Source organism: Gemella parahaemolysans, assembly GCF_053758945.1.
On record NZ_JBSMTP010000005.1, the window covers coordinates 23,962 to 40,773 of the forward strand.

The 16,812-nt window shown below is 31.6% G+C and carries 14 protein-coding genes; 4 read left to right on the plus strand and 10 right to left on the minus strand.

Going from position 1 to position 16,812, the window contains the following annotated elements; all coding sequences use genetic code 11:
• Positions 1 to 196: 196 nt before the first annotated feature.
• The 6 genes from carB to ACWOBP_RS04560 form a co-directional block, all read right to left on the minus strand.
• Positions 197 to 3,373, minus strand: a complete 3,177-nt coding sequence (gene carB, locus ACWOBP_RS04535; RefSeq protein ID WP_455337655.1) for a carbamoyl-phosphate synthase large subunit — start codon at positions 3,371 to 3,373, stop codon at positions 197 to 199.
• A gap of 52 nt (positions 3,374 to 3,425) precedes the next feature.
• Positions 3,426 to 4,514: a glutamine-hydrolyzing carbamoyl-phosphate synthase small subunit gene (gene carA, locus ACWOBP_RS04540; RefSeq protein ID WP_455337656.1), complete on the minus strand. Its 1,089-nt coding sequence runs from the start codon at positions 4,512 to 4,514 to the stop codon at positions 3,426 to 3,428.
• Positions 4,515 to 4,545: 31 nt separating this feature from the next.
• The gene (locus ACWOBP_RS04545) at positions 4,546 to 5,826 is read right to left on the minus strand and encodes a dihydroorotase (protein ID WP_455337657.1); all 1,281 of its coding nucleotides are present in this window, start codon (positions 5,824 to 5,826) and stop codon (positions 4,546 to 4,548) included.
• 13 nt (positions 5,827 to 5,839) lie between these two features.
• On the minus strand, positions 5,840 to 6,721 hold the full coding sequence (locus tag ACWOBP_RS04550; protein WP_455337658.1) for an aspartate carbamoyltransferase catalytic subunit: 882 nt from the start codon (positions 6,719 to 6,721) through the stop codon (positions 5,840 to 5,842).
• 194 nt (positions 6,722 to 6,915) lie between these two features.
• Positions 6,916 to 7,440 carry a bifunctional pyr operon transcriptional regulator/uracil phosphoribosyltransferase PyrR gene (pyrR, locus tag ACWOBP_RS04555; RefSeq protein WP_455337659.1) on the minus strand — a complete coding sequence of 175 codons (525 nt, stop codon included), beginning with the start codon at positions 7,438 to 7,440 and terminating at the stop codon, positions 6,916 to 6,918.
• Between the two features lie 340 nt (positions 7,441 to 7,780).
• Complete coding sequence (locus ACWOBP_RS04560; RefSeq protein ID WP_455337660.1) at positions 7,781 to 9,136, minus strand: ATP-binding cassette domain-containing protein; 1,356 nt, start codon at positions 9,134 to 9,136, stop codon at positions 7,781 to 7,783.
• Between the two features lie 207 nt (positions 9,137 to 9,343).
• Here ACWOBP_RS04560 and ACWOBP_RS04565 point away from each other — a divergent pair, with 207 nt between their 5' ends.
• Both ACWOBP_RS04565 and ACWOBP_RS04570 read left to right on the plus strand, forming a co-directional pair.
• Positions 9,344 to 10,501, plus strand: a complete 1,158-nt coding sequence (locus tag ACWOBP_RS04565) for a M20 metallopeptidase family protein (protein WP_455337661.1) — start codon at positions 9,344 to 9,346, stop codon at positions 10,499 to 10,501.
• 2 nt (positions 10,502 to 10,503) lie between these two features.
• Complete coding sequence (locus ACWOBP_RS04570; RefSeq protein WP_455337662.1) at positions 10,504 to 10,785, plus strand: peptidase dimerization domain-containing protein; 282 nt, start codon at positions 10,504 to 10,506, stop codon at positions 10,783 to 10,785.
• 71 nt (positions 10,786 to 10,856) lie between these two features.
• Here ACWOBP_RS04570 and ACWOBP_RS04575 read toward each other — a convergent pair whose 3' ends face one another.
• From ACWOBP_RS04575 to ACWOBP_RS04585, 3 genes are all read right to left on the minus strand, one after another.
• Positions 10,857 to 11,441: a uracil-DNA glycosylase family protein gene (locus tag ACWOBP_RS04575; RefSeq protein ID WP_455337663.1), complete on the minus strand. Its 585-nt coding sequence runs from the start codon at positions 11,439 to 11,441 to the stop codon at positions 10,857 to 10,859.
• 16 nt (positions 11,442 to 11,457) lie between these two features.
• Positions 11,458 to 12,813 (minus strand): 23S rRNA (uracil(1939)-C(5))-methyltransferase RlmD, encoded by a 1,356-nt coding sequence (rlmD, locus tag ACWOBP_RS04580; RefSeq protein WP_455337664.1) that lies wholly within the window; start codon positions 12,811 to 12,813, stop codon positions 11,458 to 11,460.
• Between the two features lie 71 nt (positions 12,814 to 12,884).
• Positions 12,885 to 13,040 carry an SE1561 family protein gene (locus tag ACWOBP_RS04585; RefSeq protein WP_003144715.1) on the minus strand — a complete coding sequence of 52 codons (156 nt, stop codon included), beginning with the start codon at positions 13,038 to 13,040 and terminating at the stop codon, positions 12,885 to 12,887.
• 243 nt (positions 13,041 to 13,283) lie between these two features.
• On the opposite strand from ACWOBP_RS04585, the gene cls reads away from it, so the two are divergent.
• Both cls and ACWOBP_RS04595 read left to right on the plus strand, forming a co-directional pair.
• On the plus strand, positions 13,284 to 14,801 hold the full coding sequence (gene cls, locus ACWOBP_RS04590; protein WP_455337665.1) for a cardiolipin synthase: 1,518 nt from the start codon (positions 13,284 to 13,286) through the stop codon (positions 14,799 to 14,801).
• A gap of 62 nt (positions 14,802 to 14,863) precedes the next feature.
• Entirely contained in the window at positions 14,864 to 15,805 is a 942-nt protein-coding gene (locus ACWOBP_RS04595) for a foldase protein PrsA (protein ID WP_455337666.1), read from the plus strand.
• A 110-nt stretch (positions 15,806 to 15,915) separates the two neighbouring features.
• Here ACWOBP_RS04595 and pflA read toward each other — a convergent pair whose 3' ends face one another.
• Positions 15,916 to 16,713 (minus strand): pyruvate formate-lyase-activating protein, encoded by a 798-nt coding sequence (pflA, locus tag ACWOBP_RS04600; protein WP_455337667.1) that lies wholly within the window; start codon positions 16,711 to 16,713, stop codon positions 15,916 to 15,918.
• Between the last annotated feature and the right edge of the window lie 99 nt (positions 16,714 to 16,812).

The following is a 16,812-nucleotide window of genomic DNA, read 5'->3' on the forward strand; positions in this document are numbered from 1 at the left end:
AAGGGAGTGACTCAAAAATCGTGATTTCAGAGAAATCGATTTTGTCGAGTCACCCCCGCACAGTTTATTAGATATCTAAAAAGCTTTTATAAAGCGAATTTAGATATCAATAAACCACTGCGTCTACGGGTTCTCATATGAACCTTGTTAAATTTTAGGACTTTTAAGTCAGCACCCTTCTTCATTATTTTTTATTTTATAGTGGTAATATATCAAATGAGATTGATTCTAAAACTTTTAGTAGCGCATCTGCTGTATCTAATGATGTTAAACATACAACCTCTTGCTCACTCGCTACACGGCGAATCTTGAATCCGTCTTTTGTTACATCTTTATCTTTTGAAGTAGTATTTACTACTACATCCACATCTCCATTATATATAGCGTCAAGTACACTGTAATCACTTTGATTAATTTTTCCTACTGGAGTAACTCTTAATCCATGTTCGTCTAAGTACTTAGCTGTTCCTTCAGTTGCTAATAGGTTATATCCTAAGCCGAAGAAACGTTTTGCTATATTTAATGCTTCTTCTTTATCATCATCACTAATTGTAAATAAGATATTTCCTTGATCACTTACTTTGATTCCTGCTGCAAGAAGTCCTTTGTATAGTGATTTTTCTAAAGTTCTATCACTTCCCATTACTTCTCCAGTTGATTTCATCTCAGGTCCAAGAGTAGTATCTACATCTTTTAATTTTTGGAAACTAAACACCGGTACTTTAGTGTACACATTCTCTGCTTCTGGTAATAATCCTGTTTCATATCCTTTAGATTTTAAAGTTTCTCCAATGATTGCTCCAGCAGCAAGTTTTGCCATTGGCACTCCTGTTATTTTACTTAAGAATGGTACAGTTCTTGAGCTTCGTGGGTTAACTTCTAGTACAAATACTTCCCCTTTACTGATTACATATTGAATATTTAATAGTCCAACAATGTTCAATCCTTTTGCTAGTTTAATTGTGTATTCTATTAACTTAGCTTTTTCACCTTCTGTTAGTGTTTGAGGTGGATACACTGCTATAGAGTCTCCTGAGTGAACCCCTGCTCTTTCAATGTGTTCCATAATACCTGGAATAATTACTGTTTCACCATCACTAATAGCATCTACTTCTATCTCACGTCCAACTAAGTATCTGTCAGTTAGTACTGGGTGTTCTGGCGTAAGTTTTACCGCTGTTTTCATGTAACGACGTAGTTCCGCTTCTTCATAAACTATTTCCATAGCTCGTCCACCAAGTACGTATGATGGTCTTACTAATACAGGATATCCGATTTCTTCAGCATTCTTAACTGCTGTTTCTACATCAAATGCAGTTTTTCCAAGTGGTTGTGGAATATCCAGTTTATGTAATAATTCTTCAAATTTATCTCTATCTTCCGCGTTATCAATTTCTTCTAAGGCAGTACCTAGAATTTTCACGCCATGTTTTTCTAATTTAGCCGCTAGATTAATCGCTGTTTGCCCACCGAATTGAACTACAACTCCTAATGGATTTTCATGATTAATTATCGCCATTACATCTTCTTCAGTTAGTGGCTCGAAGTACAGTTTATCAGAGATTGTAAAGTCTGTAGAAACTGTTTCTGGGTTGTTGTTAACGATGATTGCTTCATAACCTGCATCTTTAATCGCCATTACCGCATGTACTGTTGCGTAGTCGAACTCTACCCCTTGTCCGATTCGGATAGGACCTGATCCTAGTACAACAATTTTTTTCTTATCGCTAACGATTGATTCTTGCTCTTGTTCATAACTTGAGTAGAAATAAGGCGTTTCTGAAACGAACTCAGCTGCACATGTATCTACCATTTTAAATACTGGTGTTATTTTGTTTTCTTGACGAAGGTTGTAAATATCATCTTCTGTCATTCCCCATCTATGCGCAATTACCTTATCAGAGAATCCATATTTTTTAACATATTCTAGTAAATCAACATTTCCAACATTGTCTTTTAATTCATGTTCGATATCGATGATATTTTGCATTTTTTCTAAGAAGAACATGTCAATTTTTGTGATATCATGAATATCTTTTGTACTTTGTCCACGTCTTAACGCTTCTCCGATGAAGAATAATCTTTCATCTCCAGCTTGTTTAATCTTGTCAATAATTTCTTCTAATGTGAAATCATCTCCATTAGGTAATCCAAGGTGGTGCACTCCATATTCTAATGAACGGATAGCTTTTAGTAAACTTTCTTCATAAGTTCTACCCATCGCCATTACTTCACCAGTGGCTTTCATTTGTGTTCCTAGTTTTCTATCCGCGTTTTCAAATTTATCAAATGGGAAACGTGGAATTTTACTTACTACATAGTCAAGCGTTGGTTCGAAACAAGCATATGAGTTTTGTGTAACTGGATTTATTATTTCATCAAGAGTTAATCCTACTGCAATTTTCGCTGCAATTTTCGCGATTGGATATCCTGTTGCTTTTGAAGCTAGGGCTGATGAACGTGATACCCTTGGGTTAACTTCGATAATATAGTATTTGAATGAATTTGGATCAAGTGCAAGTTGTACGTTACATCCTCCTTCAATTTTTAAAGCTCTAATAATTTTTAATGATACATTACGTAGCATGTGGTACTCTCTATCTGTTAATGTTTGAGAAGGTGCTACTACTACTGAGTCCCCTGTGTGAATCCCTACAGGGTCAATGTTTTCCATGTTACATACAACAATCGCTGTATCGTTAGAGTCACGCATTACTTCGTATTCAATCTCTTTAAATCCTGCGATAGATTTTTCTAATAAACACTGAGTAACTGGTGAATAGTGTAATCCACTACTTACGATTTCTTCTAAATCTTTCTCATCGTAACAGATACCTCCACCTGTTCCCCCCATCGTAAAGGCAGGACGAACAATTACTGGATATCCTATTTCAGCAACGAATTCTCTCGCTTCATCTAAAGTTGTAATAATTGCTGATTCTGGAACTGGTTCATTAAGTTCATTCATAAGGTCACGGAATAATTCTCTGTCCTCTGCTTGTTCAATCGAACTTAATTTTGTTCCTAGTAATTCAACTCCGTACTTGTCTAAAATCCCACTTTTATGAAGTTCAACCGCAAGGTTAAGACCTACTTGTCCTCCTAATGTTGGAAGTAGTGCATCAGGTCTTTCTTTTCGAATGATTTTACTTACAAATTCAAGTGTTAATGGCTCCATATACACTTTATCAGCTATTTCTTTGTCAGTCATTATTGTCGCTGGGTTAGAGTTAACTAAGATAACTTCATATCCTTCTTCTCTTAAAGATAGACATGCTTGAGTTCCAGCATAGTCAAACTCCGCTGCTTGACCTATTGTAATTGGTCCAGATCCTATTACTAGTATTGTTTTTATATCATTACGTTTTGGCATTTTTATTCTCCTTAATTTTGCATTGATACTCTATTGTTTTTCAGGTTATTTCCTATTTGTTTTCTTTAAATTCTCTCATATAATCTATAAACTGATCGAATAAATAGTTAGGATCGTGTGGTCCTGGTGATGCTTCTGGGTGATATTGTACTGAAAATACTGGGTATTTTTTGTGACGTACCCCTTCACATGTTTTATCATTTACTGATAGGTGTGTAAGCTCTAAGTCTGTATCTTTTAGCGAGTCAATATCTACACTGAAACCATGGTTTTGTGAAGTAATATCAACTTTCCCAGTAATCAAGTTTTTTACTGGGTGGTTAGCTCCACGGTGACCGAATTTAAGTTTGTATGTTTTCGCTCCACATGCTAATGAAATAAGTTGGTGTCCCATACAAATTCCAAAAATTGGAATTTTTGGCATAACTTCTTTAAGCATCTCGATTGTTTCTGGTACATCTTCTGGATCCCCAGGCCCATTACTTAACATGATTCCATCCGGATTAAGTCTGAAGATTTCCGCAGCAGTTACATTGTGAGGAACTACAACGATATCACAATTACGTTCATTTAATTCTCTTAGGATTCCTGATTTCATACCGAAGTCTACTAGTACTACTCTATATCCATTTCCTGAAGATAAGAAAGCTTTCTGAGTTGAAACTTGTTCAATTTGGTTCGTTGGTAAATCAGTTTTTCTAAGATTTTCTAATTGCTCTTCTGGATCCATGCAAAGGTCAGTAATTATCCCTTTAATTGTACCGTGTTCTCTTATTTTTCTTGTTAAACTACGTGTATCAATCCCTGAAATTCCAGGTATATTAAGTTCTTTTAATACTTCATCTAAACTGTATTCTGTTCTGAAGTTAGAAGGTTTTTTACAAACTTCCCTAACAATAAGTCCTTTAATACTAGGATTAATTGTTTCAAAATCGTCTCTATTGATTCCGTAGTTTCCGATTAATGGATAAGTAAATGTTACTATTTGTCCATTGTATGATGGATCTGAAAGTGTTTCTTGGTATCCTGTCATACCTGTGTTAAATACTACTTCTCCCGCTAATGCTCTGTTAGCACCAAATCCATATCCTTTATATACTGTTCCATCTTCTAAAATTAATTGTCTATCGTAACTGTACATCTTTGTTCTCTCTTTCTAAGTTTTTTATTTTTTAAACTTCAAATACTTCACTATCTTTGTATGCAACTTGACCTTCACATAATGTTAATACTGGTATTCCGTATATTTCTTCTCCAACATAAGGTGTGTTTCTACCTTTTGATAAGAATTTTTCCGGATCAATTTTTAGTGATTTTTCTAAGTCGATTACTACTAAATCTGCAAAACCACCTTCTTCTAAACGTCCATATGGTAGGTCGAAAGTATCTGCAACTTTTTCAGTCATTAGTTTAACTAGTAAGTCTAGTGAGAATACTCCAGTTTTTACAAACTTCGTATAAAGTTGACTGAATGCTGTTTCACTTCCTACAATTCCAAATGCAGCTTTTCTCATTGATAAATCTTTTTCGTGAGTTGCATGTGGTGCGTGGTCTGTCGCTATTACATCGATTGTCCCATCTAATAGACCTGCGATAAGAGCATTTCTATCTTCACGTGCTCTTAGCGGCGGATTCATCTTCCACATTCCGTTATCTTCTGGAATATCCATTTCATCACTTATTAGGTGGTGAGGACATACTTCACAAGTTACTTTAATTCCTGCTGCCTTCGCTTCTCTTACTACCCTAACTGATTCTTTAGTAGATACGTGACAAACATGGTAGTGACATCCTGCTGCTTCAGCTAAAAGAACATCACGTGCAATCTGAACACTCTCACATACTGAAGGAATTCCTGGTAAATCTAATTCACGACTTCTACGTCCACAGTGCATACATCCACCGCGGATTAATGAGTTATCTTCACAGTGAGCTACGATTGCTTTATTTAATTTAGCAGCAACCATCATTGATTCATACATCATATTAGCATCCTGTACTCCTCTACCGTCATCACTAAAGGCAAACACATGCTCGGCTAATTCTTCGAAATCAGCATATTCTTTTCCTTCTTCTCCTTTTGTTATAGCTCCAAAAGGAATCGCTCTGATTACCGAATCACGTTCAATAATGTCTAATTGTAATTTTAAATTCTCATAGCAGTCTGGTACTGGATTTAAGTTCGGCATTGGCATTGCTGTAGTGAATCCACCACGTGCTGCTGCTCTTGAAGCGTGATAAATGTTTTCTTTGTATTCAAATCCTGGCTCTCTCCAGTGTACGTGAACATCTATAAATCCTGGTGAAACAAATTTCCCTTCTAAGTCTAGTACCTTAGCTCCACTTTCTTCGATGTTCTCAGAGATTTTTACGATTTTCTTATCATTAATCAAAATATCTCTTTCTACTAATACACCATTTTCTAAAATTTTACCGTTTTTTAAAAGTAACATATGCTTCTCCTCTTTATAAATTATTATCTTTAATTATTTTTTCTATCATTGCCTGTCTCATGAACATTCCATTTTTCATCTGTTCAAAGATTACTGATTTAGGTGCTTCAACTAGTTCCGAAGCTATTTCCATATCTCTATTAACAGGTGCTGGATGCATCACTATTGCAGATTCTTTTAATCTTTCATAACGTTCTTTAGTTAATCCAAAGTTATTATGGTATTCATCTTTACTTAGTCCCATTTTAGAATCATGTCTTTCATGTTGAACTCTAAGTAGCATACAAACATCAACTTCGCCAACTACTTTATCAAACTCTACTACTTCTCCAAGCGTCTCGTCTTTGAAAATGTCAGGACAAACAAATCTTACTCTTGCTCCTAATCTTGTAAGCATGTTGTAATTACTTCTTGCCACACGAGAATTTTTAATATCCCCTGCGATAATTACATTAAGATTTTCGAACGTTCCGAATTTCTCGTACATCGTCATTAAGTCAAGTAAACATTGACTCGGGTGTTCTCCACTACCATCTCCACCACTTAAAATCGGAATATTCAAGTTAGTAAGTTCATTGTAGTAAGCATCTTGACCATGTCTAATAACCAACATATTACAACCTAACATTTCTAATGTTTTGCAAGTATCGTATAGTGTTTCACCTTTATTTACTGATGATGTTGCAGCCTCGAAGTTTATAACATTTAATCTATGTTTGTGCTCAGCCACCTCAAAACTATGTTTAGTTCTAGTTGAATTTTCAAAGAATAAGTTTGCTACATATAAGTCTTCTCTTGGCTCTACTTGTTTACCATTTTTCAACTCTAAAGCTCTTTCTATAAGCTGATAAACTTCTTCATTTGTTAAATCCGACATTTTTACTATATTTCTCATAGTACTTCCTCCATTTTGTATAAAAAAATACCTTGTATCCAGCAGGCTACAAGGTATGACTGTTCATCAACTATTAAATTCAAGTTATTATCTGGGTATAGTTATACCTAAATATAGCTATACTCAAATAAAGTATAAACTTTAAATTCAATCCCTTGTTAGCCTCTCTGGACTACCTTAAAAAGATTTTATATTTAAATTAACAATATTTCTTCAACATCATCTACTTCATTTAAATGAACTTTTACATTTTCTTTTCTTGAAGTAGGAATATTTTTTCCAATATGATCTGCTCTAATTGGCAGTTCTCTATGTCCTCTATCTACAAGAATAGCAAGACGAATTGCTTTTGGACGACTTACATCCATAATAGCATCTATCGCTGCTCTTACAGTTCTTCCTGTATAAAGAACATCATCTACAATAATTACAACTTTGTTTGTCAAATCAAGTTTAAAACGCGGAACTTTTATTTCAGGTTCTTCACTTATTTTTTCTAAATCATCACGATAAAATTTTATATCAAGTGTTTCTACTGGAATATTAGTATTTTCAATTTCTTTGATTTTTTGTTTCAATCTTTTGGCGATATGAATCCCTCTAGTTTGAATACCTACTAAAACTATATCATCTAATTTATTTTGTTCGATAATTTCATTCGCAATTCTAGTAATCATTCTAGAAATCATTGTTTCGTCGAAAAGAATTCGTTTTTTCATACTTCACCTCAAAAAAATAGCCTACTCTATTGAGCAGGACAGCATAAATAAACTTGGTTTTCCAATTAATAAATCTTTGCTGACCTCTCTGGATCACATTAAAGATGTGTTATTCAAATTATCAATATTATATACCATAATAAGAGATTTGTCAAATGTATAATGGATTATTGGAGCAATTAAATGTCTCCAATAATCCACTTTTCTTTTTATTCATCCTCATCCTTTTCTTGCCATCTTGCACTAGCAACTGCCGCTGAGACAAAACCTAATATTAAGAATGCAGCTATAATAATTTTTATCATAATTGTCCTCATAAATAGTTTTATTATTTTCTAATTTATTCGAATTTCAGTACTTCTTTATTCGTAATGTTTATAACCTTAGTTGCAACATTATCGATAAATTCCATATCGTGACTGACCATAATTAGTATACCAGGATATTTATTTAATATCTTCTCTACCGCTTCTATCGCAACAACATCTAAGAAGTTAGTTATCTCATCTAGCAACAGTATATCTGTTTTTCTAAAAAGTAAACTTACGAAATAAAGTTTAACTTTCTCCCCTTTGCTTAAGACTTCTATCTTCTTATTAATATCATCGCCTCTAAAATTTAGTAACGCTAGTATATTTCTAAGTTCTATATCATCTAGTGAAGTTGATTCTTTTACAAATTCAAACAATGTTTTTTCTTCCTTAAAAATATCAAATCTATTTTGTTCAAAATACGCTAATTGTAAGGAACTCGGAATGGACTCCTTCACATAATTTAGAAAAGTAGTTTTCCCTGAACCATTTTTTCCTTTAATTAAAATCTTATCCCCACTAGTAAAAGTAAAACCAGGTGTTGCCCAGAGAAACTTCCCATCTATTTCACAGCTTTTCGCATCAATACAAAAACTCTTCTCATGGGTTTCTTTAAATATTTCTAGAAATTCAATATCATACTTATCTTTTAACGGCTTAGGTTTAATATTAGCCTGTAACTTATCTTCTTGTTTTGCTATTTTTTTCTGTAATTTCTTTTGATTTTTTGAAATTTTATTTTTTACACTTATAATTCTATAATCTGATCCACTCATGTTCTTTGGCTTTCCAGATTTTTTCCCTTGTTCCTCTTTCATCTCCTGAATGCTTTTCTTTATCTTCTTAGCTTCTTTATTATACTTTTGTAGTTCAGCTTCATACTCAGTAATCTCAATTTCTTCTTGTAGCTTGTACTCGTGATAATTCCCATTGAATTCTCTCACAGTATTATTTTCAATTATCCATAACTTAGTACAAACATTATTTAAAAAATTTCTATCGTGACTAGCAATACAAAAAGTCGCTGGAGTTCTTTTTATAAGATTAGCTATTTTGTTAGTATTATTATAATCTAAGTAAGTTGATGGTTCATCTAGTAAATATAGCTCCACATTCGATAATAAGCTACCTCTAATCTTACTTACAACAACTTCCCCTCCACTCTTTTTAAGAAAAGAATTTTCTCCAAATTCTAAAAACTCCAAAGAAATGTTATTTTCGTCTTTAAGCAAGTCATCTATATATTTTAACAGAGTTGTCTTCCCTGAACCATTTTTTCCTATTAAACCAATAATATCACCAGTATTTATACTCAATTTGTCTAATTTAAATAATATCTTCCCTTGTTTCTCAAACTCTATGTTTTTAATATTTAATATTTGCATACATTAACTCCTTTTTAATAAAATCTCTCTATTAATCTAATGTATCCATGCTCCCACCTCCGAATTGAGTTTTACTAGTCTCTATTTAACTCATATTATATCAAAAATAAAAATAATTGAAAACATTTTCTCAAACTATTCTCTATTTAATAAAATATTTGTGCTATAATTGTATTTATAATTAATAAAAGTAATCTGGAGGTTTTTATGATTGAACAAATTATACAAAATGAACTTGAAAAATTTTATCCAGAAATAATTGAACTTCGTCGCTATATGCATATGCATCCTGAAGTTTCATTTAACGAAAAAAATACAGCGAGATTCATTAAAGAATATTTAGAAAAAATTGGTATTACTAATATTAAAACAAAAGTCGGCTTAAATGGTGTAGTTGCAAGAATAAAAGGACTAGATTCTTCAAAAACAATTGCTTTTCGAGCTGATTTTGATGCTCTACCTATAAATGATGCAAAAGATACTCCTTACAAATCTACAATTCCTAATGCAATGCATGCTTGTGGACATGATGGTCATACTTCAGCTTTACTTGCAACGTGCAAAGTTCTAATGGAGCATCAAGAAGATCTTCCGCATGATGTTGTCGCAGTTTTCCAATACGGAGAAGAACAAGCTCCAGGTGGAGCAAAACCTATGATAGATGCTGGTTGCTTACAAGGTGTCGATGCAATATTTGGAGCACATCTTTGGACACCACTTCCACTTGGAACTTTAGGATATAGTTACAAAGAACTATGTGCCGCTGCTGATAGATTCGAAGTAAAAATCAACACTAAGGAAAATGCAAACATTATTGCTGCAGAATTTGTTAGTATGACTCAACAAATAGTTTCACGATTTTCTAAACCGAGGGAAACACTTGTTATCACCTTAGGAAAATTAGAAAGTTCTATTGAAGAAGCAAGTATTACGGGAACTATTAGACATTTTAATAAAGAACTTCATAAAATGGTGCTGACTAAACTTCAAAACTTATGCAAAGCTCTAGAAAATGAATATTCTGGAACTAATATAGAGTTTATATATTATGGTGGTTATCCACCTCTTATAAATCATGAAAAAGGAACAGTAGAAATACAAAAAGCAACTTCTAAGATTCTTCCAGAAATTAAACAAGCGGAAATTGAACCGTTAATGATCGGTGAAGATTTTGCTTATTACGTTGAAGAAGTCCCTGGTGCATTCTTCTTAATTGGTGCCGGTAATTCTACATTCGCTAAGTATCCACATCACCATCCAAATTTTGATTTTGAAGAAGATGTTATGAAACAAACGGCTTCAATATTCTTAACAATAGCATTCGATTCCGCTAATGTAATAAAAAATCTTAAGGAGGAACAATAGATATGAATACATATTTAGTTACTATCTACGGTAAAGGCGGACACGGTGCTGAACCTCATGAAGCTATCGATACAACAGTTATCGCTGGTGAATTCATAAGAAAAACTACAAAATATAAAAACATTGAAATAATCTCTGTAAAAAGCGGTGATGCTTTCAACGTAATCTCAGGTAAGGCAGAAATAATTTTAAAAACTGATAATTTAGAACAATTGAAATCAATACTCTCTTCACTTCTTATATATTACGGTGAGCAGACTAGGTTTGAAATAATAGAAAATTAAAAAGACTGAGCGTAGCTTGAAATCAGGATTTCATAGAAATCTTCAAGTTACCTCAGCCTTTTTTTAATAATTTATTGTCCTAGTATTTCCTTCACCCTTTTTTGTAATTCAGGTACTACTTCTTCGATAAACCATGGATTTTTATTATGCCATCGAAAATTTAATGGAGAAGGATGAACAATCGGGAAATAACGCGGTAAATATTGTTTATAATTTAATACAGTTTCTGTTAGATTCTGTTTTTTATCATTTCCCAAGTAATAATCTTGTGCATATTTTCCTACGAGAATAATAAGTTCGAGATTAGGCATTAGTTCTAACACTTTAGAATGCCATTTTTTTGCAAAATTTTTACGTGGTGGCAAATCCCCACTTTTACCTTTACCAGGATAATAGAAGTCCATTGGAACTACACCTATTAAACCAGATTTATAAAATATTTCATCATCTATTCCCATCCACTCGCGAAGTTTAACCCCACTTTTGTCATTGAAGAAGATTTTACTTTCTTGAGCTTTAATACCAGGCGCTTGACCTACGATTAATATTTTTGCTGTACTAGGTGTAGAAAATAAAGGTTCTATTCCTTCATCCGTGTATTTTTTATTATCACTATCTTCCATTATTTCTTTTTTTAATTGTTCAAAACTATCCATATTTTTCCTCTAGAAATTATTTTCTAATTAATTCAACTACCGCTTCAACTGCTGCTGTTCCTGGGAACATGTCTACTGGTTGAATACGTCTAATTTTATATTTTCTTGTTAGTACTTTTAAGTCACGTGCCAATGTAGATGGATTACAACTCACATAAACAATCTTTTTAGCGTCAACCGCTAATAAGTTTTTAGCTAATGGTCCAAGTCCTACACGTGGTGGATCTACTATTGCTACATCGAAGTTTATTCCTTTTTTCTTCCAACGTGGAACTATTTTATTAGCATCTCCTGCAACATAAGTACAGTTTGTTAAATTATTTAATTTAACATTATCATTCGCGTCTTTAATTGCAGCAGGAATAATATCAACACCATAAACCTCTTTACAATTACGACTGACATATTGTCCAATTGTTCCAACCCCACAGAAAGCATCTAATACAACATCTGTTTCTTTTAACGCGGCAAACTCAACTACTTTATCATAAAGTTTTTTAGTTGCTGGCGGATTTAATTGGAAGAATGATTTAGCCGAAAGTTCATACTTAATATCTCCAATTTTTTCGACGATATAATCTGAACCATATAAAGTTACACTTTCTGTTCCCATTACTAGATGATCTTTATCATTAGTAATATTTAATATAATACTTTTAACGATTCTTTCACGTTTAAGTTCATTAACGACCTTATCCATATTTTTTATTTTATCAGTATTCGCTACAAAAGTTACTTGAACATCTCCATTGTAAAATGAAGTTCTTGTGGCGATATATTTCACACCATAGTTCTTTTTATTTGTAGAAATCTCTACTTTATATTTTCCAAGTAATTTCTTAGCTAAGCTTGTTATTTTATTACCATTTTCATGTAATGCTAAATCTTCATTGATTTCAACTAAATCATTAGAACCTTCTTTATATAAACCAGCAATAACTCGTCCGTTTCTAACAGCTAGTGGAAATTGGTTTTTATTACGATACCCTTCTGTTACAGGACTCGCTAATGTTTTTAGAACTAATTTATCAGGTTTTGGTAGTCTATAATACTTATCGAATGCATCTAATAAAATTGTACGTTTGTATTCTAATTGTTTTTCATAGCTAACATGAGCTAAACCGTATGCTCCACTTTCTGCATACTCGCGTTTAATTTCAACTCTATATGGGCTTGGTTCTTTTACTTTAACAAGTTTCCCAATAATGTATTTTGGTGTTTCCTCAACTATTTCACAAACAATAACTTCGTCAGGCAGAGCGCCTTTTACGAAAGTAATTTTCTTTTTATAATATCCTATCCCCTCACCATTAATTCCTATTTTCTTAATTGTAAGTAAGACATTTAATTTTTTTCCGTTTTTATTTTTCATCGTATCCTCATTCATAAAGATAAGCTGAGTAAAAGCAAAACACTCCCACTTCAGCTTATCAAATTCTACTATTATTTTATAGTTTTAATTTCGTTATCTAATTCTTCTACTAATGCAATTAATCTGTCAATTTGAGTTAAATCAACTTTTTCAGGTTCAATATTTTCTAACTCACTTGCAAAATCTTCAAATTTTGTTTTTAATTCTTCTAAAATATTATTAGGCATAACATTCTCCTTTTTTATTCTCTATTCCATTATAATACAAATTCGTAAAAATTCAACTCATAACACAAAAATTATAAAATTTATTTGACAAACAATTAAAATTGATTATTCAATACAATTCTACTTTTTTATTTTAGTGATATTTTAATGTCAATTAAAATATAGTATATTACTATTTATTTAAATATTATCAATAGACATTTAATTCATTTTAAGGTACCATTAAGTTAGGAGTGATATATTATGAATTATATAAATCTACAATTATTCAATATTAATATTTCTAGTATTTTTTACTATTTAACTTCTATTTTTAATGATATAAATTTTGATATAGTTTTAACAATTTTTTTAATAATTAATACTCTACTAGCATTTTCAATTGTATTTTTAGAGTATCAAACTACTACATCATCATGGTCATGGATATTAGTATTGTTTTTAATACCATATCTAGGATTTATCCTATATTTAATATTCGGTAGACCTATATATAGAGAAAAAATATTTCCCTGCTCAGATGAAGAGAAAATTAAATATCAGCAAAGTCTATTGAAAAGATCTATGCCTTACGAAATCTCTAAACATGAGGAAGTAATTTCTAAACATAGAAACTTAATAGAATTAAATTTTGAAACAGACAAATCATTTTTATCAAAAAATAATAAAATTCAAATTATTACAGACGGAAAAGAAAAATTTAAATTACTTTTTGAAGACATAAAAAACGCCAAAAACTATATACATATTCAGTATTATATTTTAAAAAAGGATGGTATTGGAAAACAACTCTTTCAACTTTTAGAACAAAAACTTCTAGAAGGTGTAGATGTATATATCCTATATGATGATATTGGATCGAGAAAACTTAGCATTTCTTCTTTAAGACAATTAACAAAAAATAATGCTAAAATAAAAAGATTTTTCAAATCAAAATTCCCACTAATTAATTTTCGTATGAATTATAGAAACCACAGAAAAATAGTTACAATCGATGGTAATATCGGTTATACAGGTGGATTCAATGTTGGTGATGAATACTTAGGATTAGATAAGAAATTTGGTTATTGGCGAGATACTCACCTTAGAATCGAAGGAGAAGCGGTAGGTTCTTTAGAATATCGTTTTATAGATGACTGGAACTCTCAGACATCTAAGAAAACTGATCAACTTAAGCTAACAGCTGAACATGTTGCTACTGCAGTCGATAATTATCTGCCTATTCAATTGGTTTCTAGTGGACCTGATAATAAACTACAAAAAATTAAATATAGTTACCTATACATGATTTCCAGAGCGAAAAAATATATCTATATTCAATCTCCCTACTTCATCCCTGATGAAAGTGTTATGGATGCTTTAAAGATGGCAATATTATCTGGAATAGATGTTAGGATTATGGTTCCCAATAAACCTGATCATATTTTTGTTTATTGGGCTACTTATTCATTTATCGGTGAACTTGCTGAATTAGGAGCTAAAACTTATATCTATGAAAACGGGTTTATCCATACTAAAATGATTATAATAGATGATGAAGTTTCAAGTTTAGGAAGTGCAAATTTCGACTACAGAAGTTTCAAACTTAACTTCGAATTAAATGCGTTTATGTATGACTACAAAACTACAAAAGAATTTAGACATATTTTTCTTAAAGATATTGAAAAATCTACTTTGATTTCTTTTTCTAAGTATCAACAAAGAAGTTTACTAATAAAAATTAAAGAAGCATTCGCAAGACTGATATCACCGATTCTTTAGTTGTTTTATATTAAAAAATATGATATATTAATACATATGTACACATAGGAGGACAAATTTTAATGAAAAAGTTTAAAAAAGCTATTTTACCTATAGCGCTTAGTATATCTGTTATAGGTTTAGCAGGATGCTCAACTGGAGGAACAAAATATATCTCTAGTAAAGCAGGTGACGTTACAGAAAAAGATATAGTAGAAAGTATTGGAGCTAGTCAATTATCTAAAACAGCTACGAGTATGATGATTCAAAAAGTTCTTTTAGACAAATATAAAAATAAAATTGATCAAAAAACTATAGATGAACAACTTCAAAAAGCTCAAGAACAATACGGTGGAAAAGAAAAATTTGAACAATTATTAAAACAACAAGGATTTACTCTTGATAAATATAAAGATGGTTTAAAAGTTAAAGCTGCTCAAACGTTATTAATTAATGATTACGCTGGAACAAATGACGATAAGCTTAAAGAAAACTATGAAAAAAACAAACACCAATATCACCTAGCACACATTTTAGTAAGTGTTAAGAGTGAATCAAATCCAAATGGTTTAAGTGACGAAGATGCTAAGAAAAAAGCTGAAGATGTTCTTAAGAAACTTAAAGACGGAGGAGATTTCGCCACTTTAGCAAAAGAAAATTCTAATGATACTGCCAATGCTTCAAACGGTGGAGACTTAGGTTGGTCTTCTAAAGAAGATAACTCATTTGTTAAAGAATTTAAAGATGCAGCTTACTCATTAAGCAAAGACAAAACTTCTGATGTTGTAAAAACTTCATTTGGATACCATATTATTAAAGTTTTAGATGAAAAAGATGTATCTTTTGATGAGTTAAAACCAACATTAGCTGAAAAAGCTGCTGAGGAAGCTGTTAAGAAAGATTCAACAATTGTAAGTAAAGCCCTTAAAAAAGTATTTGAAGAATATAACGTAAAATCAAGTAATAGTGATGTAGAATCATACATTAAATCTATGCTAGAGGGGACTACTTCTACACAACAATAATCTAAAAATAACTATAAGGAAATCTTCCCTTATAGTTATTTTTAAATTAAAAAATGAGTAATTTATTATCGTTTTCTAGAAATCACGATTATTAAACTACTCATTTTTTATTAACTTATATCATCCCTTGCCCCTAAGATATCAATAGCATTCTTAATTCTATCTTTTGTCGGTGGATTAATATCATTTAATTCATATTCTATTCCTAGTTCTTTATATTTAAATTTAGCCATATCGTGATAAGGTAATACTTCTACACGCTCGACTCCTTGTAATGTATCTATATATTCACGTAATTTTTTTAAATAATAATCATCATCAGTCCATTTTGGTACGAGGACATGTCTTATCCACATTTTAGCACCATGATTACTTAAAAAATTAGTAAATTGAATAATATTTTTATTCGTACGTTTTGTCAAACGTAAATGTTGTTCATCATCAATATGTTTTAAGTCTACCAAGAATAAATCCGTTAAAGAAATAAGCTCTAATACTTTTTCATTCATACTTGGTGTATTCACATAAAATCCACCACAAGTATCAACACATGTATTAATACCTAGTTTTTTTAGTTTTCTAAATAGTTCTAAAACAAAATCAATCTGTAAAAGCGATTCTCCACCACTTACTGTGACTCCTCCACCTTCACTCGCTTCAAAAAATTCTCGATACTTCACTATTTCTTTCGTTAGTTGATCTACTGTCATAACTTTAGCATCAGGATTATGCATTTTCCATGTATCTGGATTATGGCAATATTTACATCTTAACATACATCCTTGAAAGAATACTACATATCTAATTCCAGGACCATCAACATTACCAAATGATTCCACCGAGTGAATATTAGCTGTTAATTCTTTTTTTTCTTCAACAGGACTTCCTTCTACTTTTTCCATTTCCATATGCGATTTCCTCCTTTAGCCAGTTTATAGTTATATTATATCGTATACATTGTTATTCTGTAAACACTTTTATGATTCTTTTTAATCTAAAAAAGTGGA

What these genes read in the sequence shown, in the direction of transcription:
- carB (WP_455337655.1), bottom strand. Translation starts at nt 3,373, where the DNA reads ATGCCAAAACGTAATGATATAAAAACAATACTAGTAATAGGATCTGGA.
- carA (WP_455337656.1), bottom strand. Translation starts at nt 4,514, where the DNA reads ATGTACAGTTACGATAGACAATTAATTTTAGAAGATGGAACAGTATAT.
- ACWOBP_RS04545 (WP_455337657.1), bottom strand. Translation starts at nt 5,826, where the DNA reads ATGTTACTTTTAAAAAACGGTAAAATTTTAGAAAATGGTGTATTAGTA.
- ACWOBP_RS04550 (WP_455337658.1), bottom strand. Translation starts at nt 6,721, where the DNA reads ATGAGAAATATAGTAAAAATGTCGGATTTAACAAATGAAGAAGTTTAT.
- pyrR (WP_455337659.1), bottom strand. Translation starts at nt 7,440, where the DNA reads ATGAAAAAACGAATTCTTTTCGACGAAACAATGATTTCTAGAATGATT.
- ACWOBP_RS04560 (WP_455337660.1), bottom strand. Translation starts at nt 9,136, where the DNA reads ATGCAAATATTAAATATTAAAAACATAGAGTTTGAGAAACAAGGGAAG.
- ACWOBP_RS04565 (WP_455337661.1), top strand. Translation starts at nt 9,344, where the DNA reads ATGATTGAACAAATTATACAAAATGAACTTGAAAAATTTTATCCAGAA.
- ACWOBP_RS04570 (WP_455337662.1), top strand. Translation starts at nt 10,504, where the DNA reads ATGAATACATATTTAGTTACTATCTACGGTAAAGGCGGACACGGTGCT.
- ACWOBP_RS04575 (WP_455337663.1), bottom strand. Translation starts at nt 11,441, where the DNA reads ATGGATAGTTTTGAACAATTAAAAAAAGAAATAATGGAAGATAGTGAT.
- rlmD (WP_455337664.1), bottom strand. Translation starts at nt 12,813, where the DNA reads ATGAAAAATAAAAACGGAAAAAAATTAAATGTCTTACTTACAATTAAG.
- ACWOBP_RS04585 (WP_003144715.1), bottom strand. Translation starts at nt 13,040, where the DNA reads ATGCCTAATAATATTTTAGAAGAATTAAAAACAAAATTTGAAGATTTT.
- cls (WP_455337665.1), top strand. Translation starts at nt 13,284, where the DNA reads ATGAATTATATAAATCTACAATTATTCAATATTAATATTTCTAGTATT.
- ACWOBP_RS04595 (WP_455337666.1), top strand. Translation starts at nt 14,864, where the DNA reads ATGAAAAAGTTTAAAAAAGCTATTTTACCTATAGCGCTTAGTATATCT.
- pflA (WP_455337667.1), bottom strand. Translation starts at nt 16,713, where the DNA reads ATGGAAATGGAAAAAGTAGAAGGAAGTCCTGTTGAAGAAAAAAAAGAA.